Raw genomic sequence first — 22,866 nt, 5'->3', positions numbered from 1 at the left:
CAAAGGTGATCCAGCCTCCTTGTTGCTCCAGGCTTCATTGCTACCATTTCATGGACACGCGTTTATAATGAGCGCCTGTCTATGAAAAGGAATCATCAGTGGAGCGCCAGAATATCAACGACCTGATGGTGTTCCTGGTCGTCGCGAGAGAGCGCAGTTTCACGAAAGCCGCCGCCAAGTTCGGCGTCTCACAGTCGGCGCTAAGCCACACGATCCGTCAGCTTGAAGAGCGGCTGGGCGTGCGACTTCTGACGAGGACGACACGCAGCGTCTCGCCGACCGAGGCCGGCGAACGGATGCTACAGAGCATCGGTCCGCTTTTCGACGAGATCGGATCTGCGCTTGATGGGCTCAACACACTTCGAGACCAGCCGGCGGGCACCGTCCGGTTGACCGCCGGCGACTACCAGATCCAGTGCTACATATGGCCGAGGCTTCGAACCTTTCTCCACCAGTATCCCGACATCAGGCTCGAATTGGACGTGAACTACGGTCTGCAGGACATCGTCAGCGAAGGCTATGACGCTGGCGTGCGCTTCGGTGAGCAGATCGCCAAGGACATGATTTCTGCGAGGATCGGGCCCGATGTTCGCTTCGCGGTCGTTGCCGCAGAATCATATTTTGCGTCACGCGATATTCCGAAGCATCCGAAGGACCTCATGCAGCACAGGTGCATCAATCTGCGCTTGCCAACCTATGGAGGTCTTTATGCCTGGGAATTTGAAGAGAACGGCCGCGAGATCAAGGTTCGGGTGGACGGACAACTCGTTTTCAACACGATTTATAATGTTCTCGAAGCGGCTCTCGACGGCTTCGGTTTCGCCTATGTCCCGGAGGATATCGCCAAGCGCTATCTCGAGACCGGTCGCCTCCACCGGTTTCTGGAAGATTATTCGCCCTATTGGGAGGGCTTTCATCTCTACTATCCAAGCCGGCGCCAATCTTCGCCCGCTTTTTCTCTTCTCGTGAATGCGTTGCGTTATTCAACGTGAGCGGCTGCGAGGCGACAGCGGCAAGCCGCTTTGTGAACGGTGCGCGGGACCGGCGCCAACGCCAGGAGAGGAAGCGCGAAGTGGTCGACAAAAAGTGTAGCGGCCCGCTTCAGAATTCGAAACGCTTCGGCAATTCGGTGGCGAGCGCATCGATGGCCAGTCGCGACCGCAACGGCAGATATTGGTTGGTTGGCCACACGGCATAGCATTCCATCGCGGCGCGCGGCCGATCGGCCCAGAGTTCAATCAGTTCGCCGGCTTGCACGCGCTCATGGATCAACCAGTAGGGAAGCCAGGCCAGGCCCATGCCGTCGACGGCAGCATCGGCGATCACTTCGAGATCATCAAAGCGCAGTCTGGATGTCACCAACAGGTCGATGAGCGCGCCGGTCGCATCAGGAAGCTGCCAGGTCAGGCCATGATCATTGCGCCAGTATACGAGCGTTTCATGTTCGGACAGATCCGCCAGAGAGTGCGGTTCCCCTCGTGCGGAGAGATAGCCTGGAGAGGCGCATAGCGCCTTGCGGGGGCTGGCCAGTCGCCGGGCGTGGAGTGCGGTTCCATTGCCGAGGGCGCCGTTGCGCACCGCCAGGTCGAAGCCATCGGCGATCAGATCGATCTGACGGTCACTGAAGCTGAGTTCGAGTTCGAGCTTCTCATGCTGGCGCGCGTAGGCACGCAGGATGGGCGCGGCGCAGTAGCGGCCGAACAGAACAGGCAAAGACACGCGCAACCTGCCGACGACCTCACGCCTGCCGGATTCCAGAAGAGACTCGCCTGCGCGCAATTCCTCGATGGCACGGATACAGCGCTCATAATATTGCTGACCATCCTCGGTCAGGCTCTGCGTTCGTGTGGTCCTGTGAAACAACCGGACACCCAGGCGCTCTTCAAGACGCGCGATCGCCTTGCCGACCGCGGAACGTGTCAACGAAAGTCGATCGGCCGCCTTGGCAAAGCCGCCCGTCTCAACCGCCTCGACGAACGCCTGTACACCATCAAACCTGTCGCGCACCGTGCGAATCCTCCCGGGATGGCCGATTCCGCGATTGGAGAATTCGAGGAACCAAAGAAGATAAAAACGATTTCTAATTGTTAGGTCCATTCTACGATATAACGCCGGCCAAGCAAACGATATTCGTGCCGCCGACGACCAATGCGGTCGTCGAAACAGCGGGCAACCATGGCGCTCGGTTCGCGGGCGACTCGTCAATGAAAGGACGGCAATTGCTAATATCCATTGTATATGACAGCGGCTATGGCCATACGGCACGCGTCGCGGAAGCGGTTGCCGCCGGCATCCACGAGGTTCAAGGGGCGGAGGCGAGACTTATCGCCGTCGCGGATGGCGCGATGGACTGGGAAGCCCTTGAGCGAAGCGACGCCATCATCTTCGGGTCGCCGACCTACAACGGCCTGATCAGCGCCAAGCTCAAGCAGTTCTTCGAAAACTCCACCAAAGCAGCCTGGTCAGAGCTGAAGTGGCGCAACAAGATCGCTGCCGGCTTCACCAACTCCGGAGCCCAGCACGGCGACAAGCTGAACTCGCTCGTGTCGATGGCACTGTTTGCAGCCCAGCATGGCATGATCTGGGTCGGCCTCGATTTGATGCCGGGAAACAGCAGCAGCACCGGCAGTGTCTACGACCTCAACCGGCTCGGAAGCTGGCTGGGCGTCATGACCCAGTCGAACACGGATCAGGCGGCGGATATCGCTCCCATCAAGAGCGATCTGGCGACCGCTGCCTATCTGGGGCGACGCGTTACCGAGACTGCGCGCCGGCTTCAGGCCGCTTGAACCGTATTTTCAATCAAGGAAACTCACGATGAAACTGCTTTGCCTCGATATTCCCCAGCCCGGCGCCAACCTGGAAAAATACCAGCCGCATATGTCGGATGAAGCCCGGCACGCCTGGCAAATGTATAAGGGCGGCGTTATCCGCGACATCTATTTCCGCCAGGACCGCCCCGGTGTGGCCATCATCGCCGAATGCGAGTCAGTCGATGCCGCCAAGCAGGCCCTGCGCGAGTTTCCGTTGGCCAAGGCCGGGCTTATCGACTGGGAGGTCATCCCGCTTGGCCCCTTCCTGAACTGGGAAACGCTGTTCGCGCCAGCGAACGCCTGAGATTTCCCGTCCGGGAAACCACGGAAGACTTTGCGCCCGACCTCGGCTCGACGGGCGCAGTGAGTTTGCCACGCGCTTCGATCGCGTCAGGGTCGAAAGGAATATGAATATGAACGTACTCGGTTATGCCGCTCCGTCGCCCGCCGGCGCTCTCGAGCCTTTCACCTTTGAACGGCGCGCGATGCGGCCCGATGATGTCTTGATCGACATCCTCTATTGCGGGGTCTGTCATACGGATCTGCATCTGGCTCGCAACCACGGCGGCTTCACGACCTATCCGATCGTTCCGGGCCACGAGATCATCGGAAGGGTTAGTCAGGTCGGAGAGAAGGTCAGCCGCTTCAAGGCCGGAGACATGGTCGGCGTCGGCTGCATGGTCGACTCTTGCCAGCACTGCAAACCCTGCCTGATTGGATGGGAACAGGACTGCGCCGAAGGTCCCACCTTCACCTATGCCAGCCTCGACAGGCACGACGGCATGCCGACCCAAGGCGGATATTCCGACGCGATCGTGGTGACGGAGAAGTTCGTTCTCGCGCTTCCCGACAGGCTCGATCCGGCTGGGGCCGCACCGCTCTTATGCGCCGGCATCACCACCTGGTCGCCGCTTCATCGCTGGAATGTCGGCGAAGGAAGCAAGGTCGCAGTGATCGGTCTCGGCGGTCTCGGCCATATGGCGCTAAAGCTCGCCAAGGCGCTCGGCGCCGACGTCACCCTGTTCACGCGCTCCCCCGGCAAGGAGGAAGACGCATTCCGTCTCGGAGCCGATCATGTCGTGCTCTCGAGCGATCCGGCGCAGATGGCGTCGGTCGCGGGCCGCTTCGACGTGATCATCGACACGGTTCCCTATGACCATGACGTCAATCCGTACATGCCGACGCTGACGCTGGAAGGCGTGCTCGTGCTCGTCGGCTATATGGGGCCACTTGGCACGGCGGTTAACGCCGGCGGGGTCGTGCGCGGCCGCAGGGCGATCACAGGTTCGTTCATCGGCGGTCTCGCAGAGACACAGCAAATGCTCGATTTCTGCGGGCAGCACGGCATCGTATCGGACGTTGAAATCATCTCCATCAATCAGATCAACCAGGCCTATGAGCGCATGTTGAAGAGCGATGTCAAATATCGTTTCGTCATCGACATGGCTTCGCTCAAGTCATGAGGAGCCAAGACAATGGCAGATAACATCAAGCCCATCCTTTGCGTGGTCACCAGCCACCCGATCAGAGGCGACACCGGTGAGCCCACCGGCTTTGCTATGGTTGAACTCACCCACCCCCTCGCGGTGTTCCGCGCGGCCGGGATTCCGACCGAGATCGCCTCGATTCGGGGAGGCCATCCGCCGATCGACTTCTTCGATCTTAGCGATCCGGTCAATGACCGCTTCTGGAAGGACCGCGAGTTCCGCGGTGCTCTGGCCAACTCCCTGGTTTTGAGTGAGCTCGATCCCTCCCGCTATTCGGCGGTGTTCTTCGCTGGCGGCCATGGCACCATGTGGGATTTCGCCGACAATCCAGCCGTGCAGCACGTCGCCCGCGAAATCTACGAGGCCGGCGGCATCGTCTCGGCGGTCTGCCACGGCCCCGCAGCGCTGGTAAACGCGACGCTGTCGGACGGCAGTCATCTTGTCGCTGGCAGGAAGGTCGCCTCATTTACGGACGAGGAAGAGGCCGAGGTCAAGTATACCAAGGTCGTGCCCTATCTGCTGGCGGCGACCCTCAAGGACCGTGGCGCGCTGCACCAGCCGGCACCGAACTGGACGGAGAACGTGGTGGTCGATGGCCGCCTGATCACAGGGCAGAACCCGGCTTCGGCGCATGGCGTCGGCAAGGCTGTGGCCAATCAGCTTACCGCGAAGTCCTGAACGACATCCGGCGCTCCGGCCGCAGCCTGATGAGGCAACTCCTCGTGAGAGGCTGTCTCCGGTCGGACCCGGAGCCCGACAGGATCGAGATAGAGGAGAACAGCCAATGACGACCGCCGGTACGAGTGGACAATCCGCTGCCGATTCCGAGATCATTGCGCAATTGGATGGGGGCTGGCGCCTCGTGAAGATCGAGCAGCCCGATGCGAAGGGCGCGGTGAAGACTGCGCGCGTGAATGGTCTCCTCGTCTTTACGCGCGATGGCCACATGGCGGTCCAGGTCCGCAACCTCGAACCCGGACATGTCGACAGTGCGTACAGCAGGGGTGGATACGAGGCGAGCTTCGGTAAAATCACGCTGGATTCCGCAAACAGCATCTTCCTCTATCGTGTCGAGGGAGCTTTGGTTCACGAGCTGGTAGGCCAGGATTTCCCGCGAGCATACAGCTTCGTGAATGATCAGCTCATCCTTACATCCACGCGGGATGATGAAAAGTGGCGTGTCATCTGGCGTCGCGGTTAACACAAGCGGCAAGAACGCTCGATAACGGCATTACGAACGAATCTGAAAGATCGCCACTCGCTTTAGAAAGCGTAGATTCCAGGGTTTCAAAGATGAAGATCATTGCAATCGAAGAGCATGTCCTTCCCGATCAGGTGAAGCACGCATGGAGCACAATACCCGGCGCCGACGACGGAACGCTGGGGCTCAATCCAGGTGTGCTGGGAAAACGGCTCGCCGATATGGGGCGACAGCGGCTGGCGCTGATGGATGAGACCGGAGTCGATGTGCAGGTCCTGTCGCTAACAACACCGGGCCTCAACAATCTGGGACGTCACGGCGTCGATCTGGCCCGCCGCGTCAATGATCTCCTCGCCGACACCGTGGCTGCCAATCCGTCCCGCTTCCAGGCGCTCGCGGTCCTGCCGTCCGTAGACGCTGATGCCGCCGCCCAAGAACTTCGGCGTGCTGTTCGGGAACTGGGGTGCAAGGGCGCCATTCTCTATGGCCGGGTCGGCGAGAAAAACCTCGACCACGCGATCTTCGAACAGACATTCGCCTACGCAGCAGAGCTTGGCGTTCCGCTGCTCATCCACCCTCAGATTCCTCAGGTGAGCGTTCGCGAAGCCTATTATGCGGGCTTCGCAGCGCCGATCGATCTTGCCTTGTCGACCTTCGGTCTGGGATGGCATTTTGAGGCCGGCATTCAATTCGTCCGCATCGTTCTCGCCGGCGTGTTCGACCGTTATCCAGGCCTTCAGGTTATCCTCGGCCACTGGGGCGAACTGGTGATCTTCTATCTGGAGCGTTTGGCCATGCTCGACCGGGTGTCCGGACTGCAGCGCCCCTTCCTAGACTACGTCCGCAACAATCTCTATCTGACCGCTAGCGGCATGTTCAGCCCGGCATATCTGCGGCAGGCGATCGACGCGGTCGGGACGGATCGCATCCTGTTCTCCACAGACTACCCGTACCAGTACCGGTCCGGAGGCGAAGCGCGCCGATTTGTCGAAGGCCTCGAACTCGACGATGCCGACAAACCGAAGTTCGCCCATCGAAATTGGGAGCGCTTGACTGGAAGCTGACGAGACGTTTCGCAGCAGCCTATTGGGACAGACGCCGTCCATCCTCGCCGAAGAGGTGCAGAACTTCGGGATCAAGATGCAGCGGCAGGCTGTCGCCGGATTTCATTCGCTGCTGGCCGGCAAAGACTGCAATCAGCTTCTTACCCCCCGCGTCGGCGTGGACGACGGTCTCCGAGCCGAGTTCCTCGACAAGGATGATGCGGGTGTCCAGCCTCCTCTCAGCAGTTGCGTCGGCAAAGGTGATATGCTGCGGTCGGATGCCGATGCTGACCCTTTCGCCCGTCGGGCGCGCCTCCTTGGCAATCACGGAAAGACGATGGCCGCCGACGGTTTCGACCTCAGCGAAACTGCCCTCGTGACCGACAATGGCGCCTTCGAGAAAATTCATGTGCGGCGCACCGATGAAGCCGGCGACGAAGCGGTTGGCCGGTTTGTTGTACAGTTCCAGCGGTGTTCCCACCTGCTCGATCCTGCCGCCTCTCAACACGACGATGCGGTCGGCAAGCGTCATCGCCTCGACCTGGTCATGGGTGACGTAGATCATCGTCGCCCTCAATCGCGCGTGAAGGGCCGCGAGTTCGGCACGCATGGTGACTCTGAGTTCGGCATCGAGATTGGAGAGCGGCTCGTCGAGCAGGAAGGCATCCGGCCGGCGGACGATGGCTCGGCCGATCGCGACGCGCTGGCGCTGGCCGCCGGAGAGCTGGCCCGGACGGCGCTGCAGGAAAGGCTCGATCTCCAGCATGCGCGCGGCCTCAGTGATGCGCGCTTCGATCTCGGCCTTCGCCACCTTGGTATTTTCAAGACCGAAGGCAAGGTTTTCCCTGACGCTCATATGCGGATAGAGCGCATAGGACTGGAAGACCATGGCAAGGCCGCGATCGGCGGCGCTGATGCCGGTAACATCCTTGCCGTCGATGGCGATGCTGCCGCCTGTGGGCTTATCGAGGCCGGCGATCAGGCGCAGCAGCGTCGATTTCCCGTAACCGGAAGGGCCAACGAAAGCGACGAACTCGCCGTCGTTAACGGCAAGGGAGACATCGCGAATGACCTCGACGGCGCCGAAATTCTTGACGATGTTCCTGAGCTCGAGTCCGCTCATGCACTCTCCTGTTTCATTTATTTCAGCCCCGAGCCGGCGATGCCTGTGGTGATGAACCGCTGCAGGACGACGAAGATCAGCACAACCGGGATCATCGAAACCACGGTCATGGCGAGGATGTAATGCCATTGCACATTGAGCTCGCCGGCATAGACGTTGAGGCCGACCTGCAGCGTATAGAGTTCCTTGCGCGAGAGCACGATCAGCGGCCAGAGGAAGTCGTTCCAGCGCCAGACGACCGAGAAGATCGCCAGCACCGCCAGTGCGGGCGCCGACAGCGGCAGGATGATGCGCCAGTAGATTTGCCATTCGCTGGCCTTGTCCATGCGCGCGGCATCGATCAATTCGTCCGGGATGGTCAGCATGTATTGCCGGAGCAGGAACACGCCGGTCGGGGTGGCGACCGTCGGCAGGATGACGCCCCAGAGGCTGTCGAAGAGGTTCAACGTGCCGATGACGGAATAGAGCGGCACGACGATGACCGAGAGCGGCACCATCAGCGTCGCCAGGATCATCAACATGACGGCGGTGCGGCCGGGGAACTGGTATTTCGACAGGGCGAAGGCAGCCATGGAATTGACGAGCAGCGTAATCGCCGTCGCGACCACGGTGACGAAGACGGAGTTGCGCAGGAACAGGAAGAAATCGAAGCGCTGGAAAGGTTCGGTATAATTGCCGCCGGCGAATTCGACCTTGCGCACCGGCGTGCGGTCCTTGATGTTCACCTTGACGATTTCGCCCGGCTGTTTCGGATCGACCATCTGGGCGATGATGCCGATGCGGCGGACCTCGGCGAGCACACGCGTGCTGCCATCCGGCATCGCCACCTGATAGAGCGGCAACGGCTTGTCGTAGCCCGGCACCACTGCCTGTTCAGTGACATAGGGCAGGACCGATGGCGGGAATTCGGCAAGCGCCGCCGGCGTCTTGAAGGAGGAGAAGACGAGCCAGACGGCCGGGCCGAACATCAGGAAGACGCCCGATATCAGCCAGATCCAGGTCACCACATCCGTCCAGTGCCAGCCTCGGCCGCGGCGGCGGAGCAGAAAGGCGCCGACAGCGCTCATTGGCGTGCTCCCTTCTTCTCGTTGCGGCTGCTGACGCCGAGCTGGATCAGCGTCAGGATGACGAGCACGATACCCATCAGGATCGAGGCGGCCGATGCAAGCCCCGGGTTGCGCAGCGAACTCGCAAAGCCGGTCTCGTAAATATATTGGGTGATGTACATGGTGCTGGTGCCCGGCCCGCCGCCGGTCAGCACGAAGACCTCGTCGAAGATCTGCACGGCGCGGATCAGCGCCAAGACCAGGACGACAATAAGGTTCGGCATCAGCAGCGGCAGGGTGATGCGCCGGAAGATGCGGGTCGGGCCGGCGCTATCCATCGCCGCCGCCTCGTAGAGATCCCGCGGGATCGCCTGCAGGCCGGCGAGGAGGATCAGCGCATAAAAGCCCATATGCGCCCAGACCGAGACGAAGACGGCGAAGAAGAAGGCCCAGAAACGATCGCTGAGCCAGGAGGAGGGTTCGAAGCCGAAGGGGCTCAGCGCAAAATTCAACAGGCCTTCACGCTGCAGGATCCATTTCCAGATCAGGCCGACGACGACCGGCGACAGCAGCACCGGGAAGAAGAAGACGGCGCGCCAGAAGCCGCGATTGGAAAGTTCGCGGTTGAGGATCAGTGCCGTTGCGAGCGCCGCGATCAACATGGCCGTCACCTGGAAAACGACGAAGACGGCGGTATTGCGCACGGCCGCCCAGAAGGTGTCGGCCGCGCATGTCGAGGGGTCGAGATAGCTGCCGCAATCGAAGAGGATGCGGTACTGGTCAGCGCCGACATAGGTCCTGTTCTGCAGGAAGATGGCGCTGCCGCTCGTCGTCGAATAGATGAAATTGATGACCAGCGGCAGAAGCACGAAGACGGTGAAAATCAGCATATTGGGCGCCAGGAAGACGCCCGCCATGCCATTCAGCCCCGTCAGTTTCTGCCAGGCGCGCATGGGAATATCGATGAGCCCCATCGCCAGCCGGACAGGCGCAAGGAGCGCCTGCCGCAGACTGGTTTTTTTGACAGGTGGTGCTGAAGAAACCGTCTTCGCCGTCATCTGTTCTTCCGTCAGTTGCCGGCGACCTTGGCCTTGATGTCCTCGTCGATGCGGGCATAGGCGTCGTCGAGCTTCAATTCGCCGGCGATCACCTGGCTGATGCGGGCGACGATGGCGCTGTAATAGGCGTCCGACCACTTCCAGCCCGGCAGTTTCATGGCGGGTGCGGCAGTCTGGCCGGCCGCTTCGACGAAGGCTTTCAGTGCCGCCTGCACATGCGGATTGTCGGTCTTGAAGTCGATCTGGCCGGCGGCAACACCCTTATGCGCCGGGATGAACAGGCTGCGCTCGGCGAATTCCTTCTGCACGTCGGCACTTGCCAGGTAATCCATCACCTTGGCGACGTCCTTCGGGTTCTTGGTGTATTTGACGGCGACGAGACCCGCACCGCCCTGCATACCGGTGCAGGCGACCGTGCCGCAGGGGCTGCCGGCCATCACCCAGTCGAAACTGTCGCCGATCTTCTGAGCGAAGCCCGGCACCTGCCAGCTGCCGGAATAAAGATAGGCGAGGCCACCATTGATGAAGTCCCCGGCGGCGGAACGGTAGGTGGTGCCGGCAGCACTCACCCAGACATCCTTGTTGACGGTGCCATCCTCATTCCACTTGACGAAGCGGCTGAGGAAGTCCTTGGCGCCCTGATCGATCGGCGCCGGCTTGCCGTCGGCGGCGATATAGTTGGCGCCGTAGGAAATGTTCGGACCGGAGACGCGGTGGCCGGAGCGGTCGATCGCCATGGCGAAGACCTTCTGGCTGTCTGCGACCTTCTTGGCCGCCGCCGCCCAATCGTCCCAGGTGGCCTTCGGGCCGGGGATCTCGACGCCGGCCTGCTCGAACAGCGTCTTGTTGGCGAAGCCACCGGTCAGTGTCAGCTGCGTCATGAAGCCGGTGATGGCGTTCGAACCGTCCGGACGCATCCAGTCGGCCTGGGCGCCGAAATTGTCCTCCCAGTATTTCGCGTCGGTGAGGTAGGGTCGGAGGTCGAGCCAGTGCTGCGCCGGCGCCTTCAGATTGGTGACCCGGGCAATATCGGGCCCCTGCCCGGCTTCGAGCTGCACCGGCAGCTGTTCCTTGACAACGTCGTAGGAGACCTCGTCGAGGACGACGTTGACGTCGGGGTTGGCTTTCGAGAAGCGGGAGAGCAGGTCCTTGATCACCTCGCCTTCGCCGCCGTCGGAATACCACATGATGCGCACGTCTCCGGCGTGTGCGGCAACGGAACTCAAGAGAACCGCAGCAAAGGCCGCGCCGATCGATTTCATTCTGGTCATTTTCTCCTCCTCTGACCGATGAATTGCTGCGTCCGGCCGGTCCTCCACCTGCCGGACACGTCGTCTACGAGGCCGCGCGCCGAGGCTGCCTGCCCGGTATCTTGAGATGTACCGCTTCTCCTCGTACCGACCAGTCCGCAGGGCGAAGAATACGGCCTTCAGCACGCACGGTGCCGTCCTCTTCGAAGACGACCCGGCCATAATCCGGATCGATAACGACCAATGCGCCCTCGTCGTCGCGGCGAGCCGAGAGCGCGACGAAACGCGCCTGCATGCCGTCAAGGCCAGCCTCGCGCTCGATATCGGAGAGACGGACGATCCAGCGGCCCTTGCGGCCGGGCAGACGCAGCTCGATATCCGTCGTCGGCCCTTGTTTCACCGGCACCAGCGCCGCGTTGCCGATCAGCATCGCAATCCCGTTGCCGGAGCGAGCGACCGCCAGATTGCCGTCGACCCTCGCGTCGTCGAAGGCCTCGAGCGGGAACCAGGCGTGAGTGAAATCCGGCTGACCCTCGTGGATGTCGAAATCGAGGATCGCCAGATCGCGATACTGGTGCACGCGCGGCAGCGTTCCACAACCACCCCAGAAGCTCGGCCGGCCATAGCCGAACTGGATGGTTTCGCCGGGATGGTTGATCCAGATCTGCGCTTCCGGCCGGTGGCCCAAGCGTAGGTGCAGCACCGTCTCCTGATAACCCCAGGCGCCGGGGCGATAATGGGCGATGGTGCCGAGTGCGGTGTCGCGCGTCTTGTAGTGGTAGAGGGCGGCAAAACGATTCTCGCCCTGGGAAAAGGTCCATTCCTGCGCGGCGTCGGCCTGATGCAAAGCGATCGCCGCAAGCCGTTCCGGAAAGTCCAGGCCGTGGTCGCGGATGCAGACGGCAAGCTGCGGCAAAGCGTGGACACGGCGGCCGTACCAGCCACGGCCCCAGAGCAGGCGGGCGATGGCGGACAGCTCGACCGAGCGGCCGGGGCGCAGCGTATGTTCGTAGGAGCGGCCCTGGCTGCCGGTCAGCATGCCGTGATGGGCCGAACGGGCGACGATCTCCATCAGGCGGATCATGCTGGCGCTCGCCCGGCTGCGGATCGTCTCATCCGGCGCGCAGGCGGCGAGCGCCGTCAGGCCCTTGAGGTCGATCGGGAAATAGGGAACGGAGTTCCACTCGGCCATTTCCCAGCGCTCGAAATGATCGAGCCAGGCGCGGACACGTTCTTCGCCGATCTGCATCTGCTCGGCGCCGGTGCGGCCGGAACGGGCGAAGACGGCATCGGGGAACAGCCTGCCGCCGAGATAGGCGGCGGTATGGAAGAGAAGCGCGTGGTTTTCCGAGAAATACCACTGGACGTCGTTGCCGGGCTCATCCATCCAGTATCGGTAATTGAGGACCGCCTGCTTGATCCTGTCGCGCAGTTCGGATGAGAGCAGATCGCTCCAGCGGGTATAGGCAAAGAGCAGCGGCACCAGCACGAAATCGGCGCAGTCGTGGCAATCCTCGATGACCGGCAGCATGGCCGCGATCATCGCCTCGGTTTCCTGGCCGCCCTGCCCCAGCGCCAGACGCGCAAAAGCACAGACCGTGTCGGGCTCGGAATGGGCGGCGACCTCGGCCAGCGCCTCGGCGACGCGGTCATTGAGGGCGGCGGGTGCCTCGCCCTGCCGCTCGGGATGACAGATTTCGACGCCGAGCGTGCGGCCGAGCGAAAGCTCGCCTGTTGTGAAGGTGATGCGGAAATGGCGGAAATCGGCCGGCATATCAGCCGAGGCGCCGAGCTCCAGCTTGGTCGCTCCTGCTTTCAGCTCGAAATCATAGTCGAAGCGCTCGGTCGACATGAAGTCGCCTTCGATCTCGACATGGCAGGTCAGCGCCACCGGCAGCGGCAAGGGAAAGAGGATCGTCACATCCTCGCCGAGATAGGCGGTGCGGTCGAAACGCATGCCTTCGAGGATCTCCTCCAGCGCATCCGCATCACCGGCGGCGACGGGAACAGGGACCGATGTTTCGACCTCAGGCCCTTCGAGATAATCCAGCTGAAAATAGAAGCGGGCGTCGCGCTCGGCGAGATCGTCGAAATAGATGCGGATCTCGTTGAGGCCGGCCGTGAGCTCGATCTCGAAGAGCTGCTGGGCTTCCAGATTGCGCTGGTAAGGCGCCATGAAGCCCTGCTCGCGGCCCTTGACGAAGAGGATCGCGCCGCCACAGGTCGACAGGCGAAGCGTGGCGGGCCCCGCCGACTGTGCATCGAGAAACGTGCGTGCCCAGCAGCCGATGCGCGTCGGGCGAAACCAGAAGCCGGAGAGATCGACTCGCGGAGAGGCAAAGGGAAGCCACCAGCGGACGGCCTCGAATTCGCCAGCCGGCTGCGGCCGCCGGCCGGAGAAGGATGTCTTGAATTCGGTGCGGCAGGGATATTCATGCGGGATGAAGTTCTTTGTCTTGGTGACGAAGAAGAACGGATCCATCCTGCCGTCCATCGGACGGTCGGCGACATCGTAGCGCTCCTGCCACAGCTGGGCGAGTTGCCAGTAGACGATCGGACTGTACTTGGCAGTTGATCGGCGGAGATAAGATTGCTGCTCGGCGGCCATGCTTCAGTCCGCTCGAGCATTGCCACGCCGGGCAAACCGCCGACGCATGGACTGGCCGTCAAGCCGCATCTTCAAAGCCTCCCTGCTCTGCCGCTTGCCGCGGACTCCTCGCAGGTAATTGTGCATAGGCATTCCATTTGCGCAATCTGAAAGATTTTTGCATGATGGCGAAGGAGCGAGGAGATGAGATGACAGGGGAACCGAAAAAAGCCAGGCGTACGCGCCTCGACGACATCGCCGCCAAATGCGGCGTGTCGATCAGCACGGTGTCGCGGGCGCTGGCCGGTGAGAAGGGCGTCAGGCCTGACATTCGCAAGCTGGTGCTGGAAACGGCAAGTGCGGTCAGCTACGCCTTGCCGGCCAGCGTGGCCGGCAAGAAGGTCATGCTCGTCGCCTCCGGTGCGGCAATGATCGACTATGTCCGCAACCAGTTTACGCTCTACGTGCTCGAAGGGTTGAATGTGCGTGCGGCCGCCCTCGGCATCGAGCTTTCGATGCGCCCGATCGCCGACAAGGGGGATGAAGCGCGCGTCGTCGCCGAGATGCGCGATGATCCGAGTTTCGGCGGCATGCTGATCCTGACCGTCGACGAAGAGGACATGCTGGCGGCAGCCGCCGATCTCGGAAAGCCCGTCGTGCTCGTCAACAGCGACGATCCCTATATGCGGCTTTCGAGTGTTACGCCCTGCAACCGCTCGGCCGCCTTCATCGCCGCCGAACGGCTGATCGAGGCCGGGCATGAACGTATTCTCTTCATGCTGCGGCCGGGACGGCGGACGATCGAGCGGCGCCTGGAGGGATGGCGCGATGCCCTGCAGCTTCATGGGCTGAAGGCCGACGCGGATATGGTGCTCGAAGTCGACGACTGGCTGCCGGACCTCGGCGCCGAGGCGATTACCCGTCTTGTCCGCGAGAAAGGTCTCTCCTTCACCGCCGTCCTGACGGCGGGCGACAGTCTCGCCAACGGCGCCGTGCGCGGCTTGCAGGCGATGGGTTATGCCGTGCCGAAGGACATCTCCGTCATGGGCATCGACGACCTGCCGCAGTCAGCCTTTCTCAATCCACCGCTCTCGACGGTGCATATTCCGATGCGTGAACTCGGCGCCACCGCGCTCGATCTGCTGCGCGACATGATGCTCGGCCTTGCGACGCCACGCCGCCGCGTCGAGCTCGCCTGCCATCTCGTGGAAAGGGGCAGTGTTGCGGCGGTCAACCGCGCCCATGTCGCAACGGAGGATCGCTGAACTCACACCACGTTTAAGGATATCAAGCCTCGATGAAGCTCGCCTCGAACAGTTCCCGTGCATAAGCATCATGGGTGACGCCGGCCTGCAGATCGGCTTTGGTGAGCTCGTCGACGAAACAGCCGTTCTTCATGATCAGCACCCGATCGCACATATGAGCGATGACCGCGAGGTCGTGGCTGACAAGCAGATAAGTCAGCTCCTTTTCCTCGCGCTGATCGGCAAGCAGGTTGAGGATTTCGGCCTGGATCGAGACGTCGAGCGCCGATGTCGGCTCGTCGAGCAGCAGGATGGGCGGCGACAGGATCAGCGCCCGGGCGATCGCCACGCGTTGCCTCTGGCCGCCGGAAAGTTCGTGCGGAAAACGATTGGCGAAGCTCGCCGGCAGGCCGACCTGGACCAGTGCTTTTTCGACCTTCGACCAGATATCGGAATGCCCCATGGCGCGTAGCGGCTCGGCGAGCGCGGTGCCGATGCGATGGCGCGGATGTAGGGATCCGTAAGGGTCCTGAAAGACCATCTGGGCGAATTTCAGCTCCTCGCGGGAGCGCTTTCTTCCGATCGGTTTTCCGCCAAGCTCGATGTGACCGGTCCAACCGGACTCCATCCCGGCGAGGCAGCGCAGCACCGTCGATTTGCCGCATCCGGATTCACCGACAATGCCGAGCGTCTCCCCCTGGCCGACCTGAAAACTGATGCCCCTGACGACATGGTTGCTTGATTTGCCGGAAGTAAAGACGACATCGAGGTCACGCACATTGATCATTGCGCCGTCTCCAGATCGAGTTTCGCCCTGTCGAGAACAGCAAGCCGGCGAACCGGGTTCTTCGGGTCGGGCAGCGCTGCTATCAGCCCGCGGGTATAGGGGTGGCGGGCGTCCTCAAGGCTGGTCAGGGTTTCGACGATCCGGCCGGCATACATGACGATGATGCGCTCGCAAAAGGCGGCCACCATGCGAATGTCGTGGCTGATCAGCAGCAGTCCGGAATTGTTCTCGCGCACCAGTTCGTCGAGCAGCAGCAGCACGTCCTTGCGGACGCTGACATCGAGAGCCGAGGTCGGTTCGTCGGCGATGACGAGCTTCGGCCGCGCCAGCAACATCATGGCGATCATCACCCGCTGGCCCATGCCGCCCGATATCTGGTGGGGATAAAGCGCCATCACCCGATCGGGATCGCTGATGCGCACGCGTTCGAGCATGGCGCGGGCGGCCTCAAACGCCTGTTTCTTGTGAAGGCCGAGGTGAAGGCGTGCGGCTTCGGCGATCTGCTTGCCGATCGAGAGCACCGGGTTCAGCGAATAGCGCGGATCCTGCATGATCAGTGCGATATCCTTGCCGCGAAGCGCGCCCATCTGACGCTCGGTCTTTGACAGCAAAGGACTGCCGGCAAGATCCAGGCGTTCGGCAGAGACCACCGCGGCCGGCGGCAGAAGACGCATGATGGCGCGACCCGTCGTCGATTTGCCGGAACCGGATTCGCCGACGATGCCGACACGCTCACGGCCGACGTCGAAACTGACATTGGAAACGGCGGGCACGGCGCCTCGCCCGAAACGGACATTCAGCCCCTTGACGGAAAGAACGGGCTTTTGATCACGATCTTGCATGGCGGGGATCCAGAATGTCGCGCAGAGCATCTCCGGCGATGTTGAAGGCAAGGCTGGTGAGCAGGATGGCGATACCCGGCATGACGGCGACCCACCAATAATCGAGCATGAACTTGCGGCCGCTGGAGATCATCGCACCCCATTCCGGGGCCGGCGGCTGGGCGCCAAGACCGAGGAAGCCGAGTGACGCCGCCGTCAGGATGATGCCCGCCATGTTGAGCGTCAGGCGAACGATGACGGAGGGCACGCACATCGGCGCGATATAGAGGAAAAGAATGCGGATCGGCGAGGCGCCATAAAGGCGGGCGGCAACCACATAGTCGGCGTTTCTGACGACAAGGGCCTCGGCGCGCGCAAGCCTGGCAATCGGCGGCCATGCGGTCAGCGAGATCGCGATGATGGCCGTGGTCAAGCCGGCGCCAAGTGCCGCGGCAAAAGCCAGAGCCAGGATCAGCGACGGGAAAGAGAGAACGATATCGGTGGCGCGCATCAGCAGCGCATCGACGCGTCCGCCGAAGAAACCGGCAACGACGCCGATCAACAGGCCGATCGGCCCGACGATCAAGGAGATGGAAAGCACGGTCTGGATGGTGATGCGCGTGCCGAAGATGAGGCGGCTCAGAATATCGCGACCGAATTCGTCGGTGCCTGCGAGATGCGCAAGGCTCGGCGGCTGCAGGGCATCGCCCAGCGCCTGTATGGCCGGATCATAAGGCGCCAGAAGCGGCGCGAAGATCGCGATGAAGCAGAGAAGACCGAGGATGACGAACCCCGCAAGGCCAAGCGGCTCGTGGGCCAGTTTGCGGCCGGCGCGCGCCAGCGACGCCGCCATGCGGCTCGACACACTGGGAGGGCGGATCTGAATCTCGCTGCGGATAACGTCGCTCATCGGGCCGCCTCCCTCATACGGGGATCAAACACGGCATAAGCGACGTCGGCGAAGAAGTTCAACAGCATGAAAATGAATCCAACGATAATGGTGCCGGCGACGACGGCGTTCATGTCGCCGATCATCAGCGCGTTCGTCATGTACTGGCCAATGCCGGGCCAGGAGAAGACGATCTCGGTGACAACAGCGCCTTCGAGCAGCCCACCATAGGAAATGGCCAGGATGGTGATCAGCTGCACGGCAATGTTCGGCAGGACGTGATGCCAGATCGTGCCCAAGGGGCTCACACCCTTGGCACGGGCGGCGATGACATAATCCTGGCTCAACTGTTCCAGGGTGAAGCTGCGTGTCATGCGGGTGATGTAGGCCATGGCCGCATAGGCAAGGATGATGGCGGGAAGAATGATATGGCCGAGTGCATTCCAGAAGATTTCCGTCTCGCCCTGCAGCAGGCTGTCGACCAGCAACAGCCCGGTTTGTGGCGTCACGAGGCCTTCGTAGAAGACATCGATCCTGCCCGGCCCGCCGACCCAATTGAGGCCCGCATAGAAGATGACGAGCCCGACGATGCCGAACCAGAAGACCGGGATCGAATGACCGACGAGCGCAAGCACGCGGGCCGTCTTGTCGATGAAGCTGTCGCGAAACAGTGCGGCGACCAGTCCGAGCGGGACGCCGACGAAAGTGGAGATGATTACCGCCAGCGTCGCCAGTTCGAATGTCGCCGGAAACGCCTGGGCCAGGTCCGAAGAGACGGGATTGCCGGTGAGGACGGCGGTGCCGAAATCACCATGCGCCAACCCGTTCAGATAGAGGAAAAACTGCTGGTAGATCGGCAGATCGAGACCGAGACGCGCCCGCATCGCCGCATAAGCGGCGGGATCGGCGAGCTCGCCGACGATCGCGCCGACCGGATCGGTGGGCAGGATGCGGCCGATCACGAAGGTCACACATAAGAGGATGAACAGGCTGACCAGCAAATGCGCCAGGCGTCGGCCAAATTCGGCTACGGAGAGTTCCTTCATGATCGGCTGCCTCGGGAGTATTACTGGGTTTCAGACTTCGTGACGTTCTCGAGACGCGTCAGCTGGGTCGGATGCCCGATATATCCCTGGACCTTGCTCGACAGGACGATCGGCTCGAAGCGCTCGAACATCGGCAGCACGGCCGGCTTCTGTTCGACGAACATCTTCTGCATCTGCACGTAGAGTTCGCCGCGCTTCTTCGGGTCCGGCTCCATCGATGCCTTGGCGGTCAGGGCCGTCAGTTCGGGAATGTCCCAGGCCGAACGCCAGACGAAGTTGCCGGCATTGTTGGCTTCCTTCGAGTTGTCGGGATTGGACGAGAACTGCTCCATCGAGCCGAGCACGTTCGGCATATAGGCGCTCGTCTGCGGGATCAGCAGATCGAAATCCCGGGCGCGGTGGGCGGCGATGATTTCCGAGCCGTTGCCCTGCTGGATATCGATCTTGATGCCGACCTGGGCAAGCGATGCCTGGATGGCCGTGGCAAGATCGATGCGCGGCGTCTGCGCGATCGTCTTCAGCGTCAGCGAGAATCCGTCCTTGAACCCCGCTTCGGCCAACAGTTGCTTGGACTTTTCGACGTCGAGATGCCAATCGGGATTGGCGATCGCATATTCGAAATTCTCCGGAACGGGAACGTTTCTCGCCCGCCCGTAAGGACCCATGATCGTCTTCTCGATGCCCTTATAGTCGATGCCGTAGGCAATGGCCTCGCGGACCTTGGGGTTGGAAAGGTATTGGTTGCCGGCATTCATCGACAGCACGTAGAATCCGCCTGTCGGAATCCGCTGGATCGTAAAGCCCTGCTTGTCCTTGAAGGTCGCGAGATCGGATGCGGTCAGCGCGCTGGCGATATCGATATCGCCGCGTTCGAGCATCAGCCGTTCGACCTGGCTTTCCGGAACATGCCGAACGATGACGCGCTTCATCTTCGGCGCGCCGGCCACATAATCCTTGTTGGCGTCGAGAATAACAAGTTCGTTCGGAGACCAGCGATTGAGCGTGAACGGACCGGAGCCGGCCGAATGCGTGCGCATCCAGGCATTTCCCCAGTCATTGTCGGCGACATGCTTCTGCACTTCGACGCTATCGACGACGCTGGTGGTCGAGGTCGTGAGCCGGTAGAGCAGCATCTCGGCCGTCACCTGGCCGGAAAAATCGACGCGGACCGTCTTGTCGTCGACTGCCGTGACGAGCTTGTCGATATTGTCCTTGTCATAGCCGATGCGCTTGAGGTTGGCGGCGGCTGCCTGGTCGAGCTTCAAGAGCCGTCCCAGCGAATAGACGACATCTTTTGACGTTACCGGATTGCCGGTGGCGAAATTGGCTTGGCGCAACGTGAAGGTGATGCCCTTGTCGTCAACTTTCCAGCTTTCGGCCAGCTGCGGCACGATCTTGCCATCCGGCGTGCTGTTGACCAGCCGGTCGTAGAGATTCGACATGATCTCGACCGCTTTTCCCTCGGTCGCCTGATGCGGGTCGAGGGACAGAACCTGCGCCAGCGATGTCCCGATCACCAGCTGGTCCTTCGGCGTGGCGGCGTATAGCTGCGGTGCTGATATCGTCAGGGCGCCGATCACGGCGCCGACGAACAAGCCCTTAGAAAAATGCTTCATTGTCAGTCCTCCCTAGACTACTATAAGAGACATATTATGTCGCCCGTATGTCGTATTATGATTTATCGAAGTCTGATATGATTTGCAAGACCCGAGCGGGAGACTTGATGCAGAGGGATTGGGGAACGGACTATGACAACACTCGGCCGTGGTCGGCAAAGACTGGCGCAGCAGGTCATCGATCAACTGCGGGCACAAATCGAGACGGGGAAGCTGCGGGTCGGCGACCAGCTGCCGACCGAGCCGCAGCTCGAATCGACATTCGGCGTCAGCCGCACCGTAGTGCGCGAGGCGATTGCCGATCTGAGGGCCGCGGGCTTCGTCAAGCCGATCCAGGGCAAAGGCGTCTTTGTCGCGGATCCGAAGGCGCATTCGGTCCTGTCACTGACGCCGGTGGAAATCAAAAGCATCCCGGAAACCTTGGAATTGCTGGAGTTTCGCATGGCGGCTGAGGGTGAAGCGGCCGCAATCGCCGCCTATCGCCGCACGGCCGAGCAGGAGGCAGCGATCCGCGATGCCAACCGCAAAATGGCGCAACTCATCGAAACCGGACAGCAGACCGTGGAGGCGGATTACGCCTTCCACATGGCGATTGCGGCTGCCACCAACAACCGATTCTATGTCGACGTGCTGCGCCATTTCGGCCCCCGAGCCATCCCCCGCGGCCAGTTTCCGACGCTGCCCGAGGCCAATGACCGCGACTATCTCCAAAAGGTTTATGCCGAACATGTCGAAATCCTGTCGGCCATCGCCGATCAGGATCCGGAACGCGCCCGCCAGGCGATGCGCGCGCATCTGATGGCCAGCCAACGCCGCTACCGCATGCTCGCCGAACAGCAATAGGGCTCGACACTCTCCGAAATTCATATTATGTCATATGACATTGTGCAATTTCGAGAGAGACTCAAATGTATCTGGGAACACAGGTGGCCGCGCGGGATGACGACGATTATCGCATCTTCGCGCAACTGGGCGTGAAGCATATCAGTGCCGACCCGCCGGGAAAGCCGAGCAGCTGGACACTTTCCGACATCGAGCGGCATCGCGACAAGGTCGAGAGCTTCGGCCTGATCCTTGACATGATCCAGTTGCCCCTGCCCTCGCAGCCGATCGAGAAGGCGTCCTATCCCGATATCCTGCTCGCCGGACCTGATCGCGACCGACAGATCGACGCCGTCTGCAAGATGATCGAGAATGTCGCGGCGGCCGGCATTCCCGCCGTCAAATATAATCTCAATCTGATCGGCATTCCGCGCACGCCGGACGAACCGGGACGCGGCGGCTCGCTGAACGCCAGCTTCCGCTGGGAGAAGACGGACCAGCAGGCCGCGCCCGGCCTTGCCGGCGTTCTCTCCGAAGACGAAAACTGGGAGCGGATCGACTACTTCCTCGAACGCGTCGTTCCGGTGGCCGAAAGCAATCGCGTCAGGCTCGCCTGCCATCCGCACGATCCCTATACGCCGCCGGGCTATCGCGGCGTCACGCGGGTGCTGGGTACGGTGGAAGGCCTGAAGAAATTCGTGCTGATGCGGGAAAACCCATATCACGGTCTCAATTTCTGCCAGGGCTCAGTCGGCGAGATGCTCGAAAATCCGGGCGAAGAGATCGACGACATCATTCGATGGTTCGGCCAGCGCGGCAAGATCTTCAATGTTCACTTCCGCAACATTCGCGGCGGTAAGCTTTCCTTCATGGAGACCTTCCCGGATGAGGGCGACATGGACATGGTTCGCTCGGTCAGGATCTACAAGGAAGTCGGCTTCAAATACATGCTGATGCCGGACCATGTGCCGACCGTCAGCGGCAAGGACCCTTCCGCCACCGCCTTTGCCTTCTGCTACGGCTATATCGCGGCACTTCTGCAAGCGCTCGAAAGCGCCTGACTATTTTCAACAGGTCAAGAATAGGAATTCATGATGAACCCGATTGAATTGAAGAAGGCCGTCGGCAGTGGTCTCCTCTCGTTTCCGGTGACGCATTTCGACGATCAACTCAAGTTCGACGAAGCCAAGTACCGCCGTCATGTCGAGTGGCTTGCTGGATATGACGCGGCCGCGCTGTTTGCCGCCGGCGGCACCGGTGAGTTCTTCTCCCTCAATCCCGCCGAGATTCCACAGGTCGTCCGGGCCGCCAAGGCGTCGGCGGGCAAGACGCCGATCATCTCGGGAACCGGCTACGGCACGTCGCTGGCGATCGAGATCGCAAAGGCGGCCGAGAAGGCCGGCGCGGACGGATTGCTGCTGTTGCCGCCCTATCTGATGTTTGCCGAACAGGCCGGGTTGATTGCCCACGTCAAGGCGGTCTGCCAGTCGGTCGGCATCGGCGTCATCGTCTATAACCGCGACAACGCCATTCTTTCGGCCGAAAGCATTTCGCGCCTGGCGGAGGAATGCCCGAACCTGATCGGCTTCAAGGACGGCGTCGGCGATGTCGACAAGGTGATCGAGATCACCACCCTGCTCGGCGACCGTCTCGTTTATGTCGGCGGCATGCCGACCCACGAGGTCTATGCCCAAGCCTATTTTGCCGCCGGCGTGACGACCTATTCGTCCGCGGTCTTCAACTTCGTGCCTGCACTGGCCCAACGCTTTTACGGCGCCTTGCGCACCGGCGATCAGGCGACCGTCGACGAGATCCTGAAGAGCTTCTTCTTCCCCTTCGTCGCCTTGCGCAACCGCAAGAAGGGATACGCCGTCTCGATCATCAAGGCCGGCCTCCGGGTGCTCGGGCAGAATCCGGGGCCTGTGCGCCCGCCTCTGACGGATCTCACCCCGGACGAGCTCGCGCTGCTGGAGAAGATCGTGCAGGCCAACGGCGTCGAACGGATTGCGGCGGAATAATATATCGCGGCAGCA

At 61.6% G+C, this 22,866-nt stretch carries 22 protein-coding genes; 11 read left to right on the top strand and 11 right to left on the bottom strand.

Going from position 1 to position 22,866, the window contains the following annotated elements; translation table 11 throughout:
• Window positions 1-98 precede the first annotated feature (98 nt).
• The gene (locus tag NE851_RS20665; RefSeq protein ID WP_097623148.1) at window positions 99-992 is read left to right on the top strand and encodes a LysR family transcriptional regulator; all 894 of its coding nucleotides are present in this window, start codon (window positions 99-101) and stop codon (window positions 990-992) included.
• Window positions 993-1,101: 109 nt separating this feature from the next.
• On the opposite strand, the gene NE851_RS20660 is transcribed toward NE851_RS20665, so the two are convergent.
• Window positions 1,102-2,007, bottom strand: coding sequence for a LysR family transcriptional regulator (locus NE851_RS20660; RefSeq protein WP_028757619.1), 906 nt, complete (start codon window positions 2,005-2,007; stop codon window positions 1,102-1,104).
• A 212-nt stretch (window positions 2,008-2,219) separates the two neighbouring features.
• Here NE851_RS20660 and NE851_RS20655 point away from each other — a divergent pair, with 212 nt between their 5' ends.
• The 6 genes from NE851_RS20655 to NE851_RS20630 all read left to right on the top strand — a co-directional run bounded on the left by NE851_RS20655 (window position 2,220) and on the right by NE851_RS20630 (window position 6,565).
• Entirely contained in the window at window positions 2,220-2,789 is a 570-nt protein-coding gene (locus tag NE851_RS20655; RefSeq protein WP_097594678.1) for a flavodoxin family protein, read from the top strand.
• A 28-nt stretch (window positions 2,790-2,817) separates the two neighbouring features.
• The gene (locus NE851_RS20650) at window positions 2,818-3,117 is read left to right on the top strand and encodes a hypothetical protein (protein WP_028757621.1); all 300 of its coding nucleotides are present in this window, start codon (window positions 2,818-2,820) and stop codon (window positions 3,115-3,117) included.
• A 109-nt stretch (window positions 3,118-3,226) separates the two neighbouring features.
• A complete protein-coding gene (locus NE851_RS20645) occupies window positions 3,227-4,276 on the top strand; it encodes an NAD(P)-dependent alcohol dehydrogenase (RefSeq protein WP_063475666.1) in 1,050 nt (349 codons plus the stop codon).
• 12 nt (window positions 4,277-4,288) lie between these two features.
• On the top strand, window positions 4,289-4,978 hold the full coding sequence (locus NE851_RS20640; RefSeq protein WP_097594537.1) for a type 1 glutamine amidotransferase domain-containing protein: 690 nt from the start codon (window positions 4,289-4,291) through the stop codon (window positions 4,976-4,978).
• 106 nt (window positions 4,979-5,084) lie between these two features.
• Entirely contained in the window at window positions 5,085-5,501 is a 417-nt protein-coding gene (locus NE851_RS20635; protein ID WP_097623147.1) for a lipocalin-like domain-containing protein, read from the top strand.
• On the top strand, window positions 5,474-6,565 hold the full coding sequence (locus tag NE851_RS20630; protein ID WP_254957210.1) for an amidohydrolase family protein: 1,092 nt from the start codon (window positions 5,474-5,476) through the stop codon (window positions 6,563-6,565). Before NE851_RS20635 ends, NE851_RS20630 begins: the two co-directional genes overlap by 28 nt.
• A 19-nt stretch (window positions 6,566-6,584) precedes the next feature.
• Here NE851_RS20630 and NE851_RS20625 read toward each other — a convergent pair whose 3' ends face one another.
• The 5 genes from NE851_RS20625 to NE851_RS20605 form a co-directional block, all read right to left on the bottom strand.
• The gene (locus tag NE851_RS20625) at window positions 6,585-7,667 is read right to left on the bottom strand and encodes an ABC transporter ATP-binding protein (protein ID WP_254957208.1); all 1,083 of its coding nucleotides are present in this window, start codon (window positions 7,665-7,667) and stop codon (window positions 6,585-6,587) included.
• 17 nt (window positions 7,668-7,684) lie between these two features.
• Entirely contained in the window at window positions 7,685-8,734 is a 1,050-nt protein-coding gene (locus NE851_RS20620) for a carbohydrate ABC transporter permease (RefSeq protein WP_254957206.1), read from the bottom strand.
• Window positions 8,731-9,771 carry a carbohydrate ABC transporter permease gene (locus tag NE851_RS20615; RefSeq protein WP_097623143.1) on the bottom strand — a complete coding sequence of 347 codons (1,041 nt, stop codon included), beginning with the start codon at window positions 9,769-9,771 and terminating at the stop codon, window positions 8,731-8,733. The genes NE851_RS20620 and NE851_RS20615 overlap by 4 nt, the downstream gene beginning before the upstream one ends.
• Window positions 9,772-9,782: 11 nt before the next feature.
• Window positions 9,783-11,042 (bottom strand): ABC transporter substrate-binding protein, encoded by a 1,260-nt coding sequence (locus tag NE851_RS20610; protein WP_254957205.1) that lies wholly within the window; start codon window positions 11,040-11,042, stop codon window positions 9,783-9,785.
• A gap of 64 nt (window positions 11,043-11,106) precedes the next feature.
• Window positions 11,107-13,629, bottom strand: coding sequence for a hypothetical protein (locus NE851_RS20605; RefSeq protein WP_097623142.1), 2,523 nt, complete (start codon window positions 13,627-13,629; stop codon window positions 11,107-11,109).
• A gap of 188 nt (window positions 13,630-13,817) precedes the next feature.
• On the opposite strand from NE851_RS20605, the gene NE851_RS20600 reads away from it, so the two are divergent.
• Window positions 13,818-14,873, top strand: coding sequence for a LacI family DNA-binding transcriptional regulator (locus NE851_RS20600; protein WP_097623141.1), 1,056 nt, complete (start codon window positions 13,818-13,820; stop codon window positions 14,871-14,873).
• Window positions 14,874-14,895: 22 nt separating this feature from the next.
• On the opposite strand, the gene NE851_RS20595 is transcribed toward NE851_RS20600, so the two are convergent.
• From NE851_RS20595 to NE851_RS20575, 5 genes are read right to left on the bottom strand one after another with little or no spacing between them, the layout of a single operon-like run.
• Window positions 14,896-15,639: an ABC transporter ATP-binding protein gene (locus NE851_RS20595; protein WP_047615069.1), complete on the bottom strand. Its 744-nt coding sequence runs from the start codon at window positions 15,637-15,639 to the stop codon at window positions 14,896-14,898.
• Window positions 15,636-16,481 (bottom strand): ABC transporter ATP-binding protein, encoded by an 846-nt coding sequence (locus NE851_RS20590; protein WP_028758116.1) that lies wholly within the window; start codon window positions 16,479-16,481, stop codon window positions 15,636-15,638. Before NE851_RS20590 ends, NE851_RS20595 begins: the two co-directional genes overlap by 4 nt.
• Window positions 16,468-17,370, bottom strand: coding sequence for an ABC transporter permease (locus tag NE851_RS20585; RefSeq protein WP_028758115.1), 903 nt, complete (start codon window positions 17,368-17,370; stop codon window positions 16,468-16,470). Before NE851_RS20585 ends, NE851_RS20590 begins: the two co-directional genes overlap by 14 nt.
• Window positions 17,367-18,395 (bottom strand): ABC transporter permease, encoded by a 1,029-nt coding sequence (locus NE851_RS20580; protein WP_028758114.1) that lies wholly within the window; start codon window positions 18,393-18,395, stop codon window positions 17,367-17,369. The genes NE851_RS20585 and NE851_RS20580 overlap by 4 nt, the downstream gene beginning before the upstream one ends.
• A gap of 20 nt (window positions 18,396-18,415) precedes the next feature.
• Window positions 18,416-20,011, bottom strand: a complete 1,596-nt coding sequence (locus NE851_RS20575) for an ABC transporter substrate-binding protein (RefSeq protein ID WP_028758113.1) — start codon at window positions 20,009-20,011, stop codon at window positions 18,416-18,418.
• Between the two features lie 132 nt (window positions 20,012-20,143).
• Here NE851_RS20575 and NE851_RS20570 point away from each other — a divergent pair, with 132 nt between their 5' ends.
• From NE851_RS20570 to kdgD, 3 genes are all read left to right on the top strand, one after another.
• Window positions 20,144-20,854 carry a FadR/GntR family transcriptional regulator gene (locus tag NE851_RS20570; protein WP_097623140.1) on the top strand — a complete coding sequence of 237 codons (711 nt, stop codon included), beginning with the start codon at window positions 20,144-20,146 and terminating at the stop codon, window positions 20,852-20,854.
• A 65-nt stretch (window positions 20,855-20,919) separates the two neighbouring features.
• Window positions 20,920-21,894 (top strand): mannonate dehydratase, encoded by a 975-nt coding sequence (locus NE851_RS20565; protein WP_028758111.1) that lies wholly within the window; start codon window positions 20,920-20,922, stop codon window positions 21,892-21,894.
• Window positions 21,895-21,924: 30 nt separating this feature from the next.
• Window positions 21,925-22,851 (top strand): 5-dehydro-4-deoxyglucarate dehydratase, encoded by a 927-nt coding sequence (gene kdgD, locus NE851_RS20560; RefSeq protein ID WP_028758110.1) that lies wholly within the window; start codon window positions 21,925-21,927, stop codon window positions 22,849-22,851.
• Window positions 22,852-22,866: the final 15 nt, after the last annotated feature.

This window comes from Rhizobium anhuiense bv. trifolii (assembly GCF_024346605.1).
In the GTDB taxonomy this organism is placed as follows: domain Bacteria; phylum Pseudomonadota; class Alphaproteobacteria; order Rhizobiales; family Rhizobiaceae; genus Rhizobium; species Rhizobium anhuiense.
Note: the sequence above shows the minus strand (reverse complement) of the source record. Positions and strands in the feature narration are given on the sequence as shown.

Excerpts from the sequence above, each read along its gene's own strand:
- NE851_RS20590 (WP_028758116.1), bottom strand. The coding sequence starts at position 16,481 with ATGCAAGATCGTGATCAAAAGCCCGTTCTTTCCGTCAAGGGGCTGAAT.
- NE851_RS20600 (WP_097623141.1), top strand. The coding sequence starts at position 13,818 with ATGACAGGGGAACCGAAAAAAGCCAGGCGTACGCGCCTCGACGACATC.
- NE851_RS20645 (WP_063475666.1), top strand. The coding sequence starts at position 3,227 with ATGAACGTACTCGGTTATGCCGCTCCGTCGCCCGCCGGCGCTCTCGAG.
- NE851_RS20625 (WP_254957208.1), bottom strand. The coding sequence starts at position 7,667 with ATGAGCGGACTCGAGCTCAGGAACATCGTCAAGAATTTCGGCGCCGTC.
- NE851_RS20640 (WP_097594537.1), top strand. The coding sequence starts at position 4,289 with ATGGCAGATAACATCAAGCCCATCCTTTGCGTGGTCACCAGCCACCCG.
- NE851_RS20575 (WP_028758113.1), bottom strand. The coding sequence starts at position 20,011 with ATGAAGCATTTTTCTAAGGGCTTGTTCGTCGGCGCCGTGATCGGCGCC.
- NE851_RS20650 (WP_028757621.1), top strand. The coding sequence starts at position 2,818 with ATGAAACTGCTTTGCCTCGATATTCCCCAGCCCGGCGCCAACCTGGAA.
- NE851_RS20620 (WP_254957206.1), bottom strand. The coding sequence starts at position 8,734 with ATGAGCGCTGTCGGCGCCTTTCTGCTCCGCCGCCGCGGCCGAGGCTGG.
- NE851_RS20585 (WP_028758115.1), bottom strand. The coding sequence starts at position 17,370 with ATGAGCGACGTTATCCGCAGCGAGATTCAGATCCGCCCTCCCAGTGTG.
- NE851_RS20615 (WP_097623143.1), bottom strand. The coding sequence starts at position 9,771 with ATGACGGCGAAGACGGTTTCTTCAGCACCACCTGTCAAAAAAACCAGT.
- NE851_RS20610 (WP_254957205.1), bottom strand. The coding sequence starts at position 11,042 with ATGACCAGAATGAAATCGATCGGCGCGGCCTTTGCTGCGGTTCTCTTG.
- NE851_RS20605 (WP_097623142.1), bottom strand. The coding sequence starts at position 13,629 with ATGGCCGCCGAGCAGCAATCTTATCTCCGCCGATCAACTGCCAAGTAC.
- NE851_RS20580 (WP_028758114.1), bottom strand. The coding sequence starts at position 18,395 with ATGAAGGAACTCTCCGTAGCCGAATTTGGCCGACGCCTGGCGCATTTG.
- NE851_RS20570 (WP_097623140.1), top strand. The coding sequence starts at position 20,144 with ATGACAACACTCGGCCGTGGTCGGCAAAGACTGGCGCAGCAGGTCATC.
- NE851_RS20635 (WP_097623147.1), top strand. The coding sequence starts at position 5,085 with ATGACGACCGCCGGTACGAGTGGACAATCCGCTGCCGATTCCGAGATC.
- NE851_RS20565 (WP_028758111.1), top strand. The coding sequence starts at position 20,920 with ATGTATCTGGGAACACAGGTGGCCGCGCGGGATGACGACGATTATCGC.
- NE851_RS20595 (WP_047615069.1), bottom strand. The coding sequence starts at position 15,639 with ATGATCAATGTGCGTGACCTCGATGTCGTCTTTACTTCCGGCAAATCA.
- kdgD (WP_028758110.1), top strand. The coding sequence starts at position 21,925 with ATGATGAACCCGATTGAATTGAAGAAGGCCGTCGGCAGTGGTCTCCTC.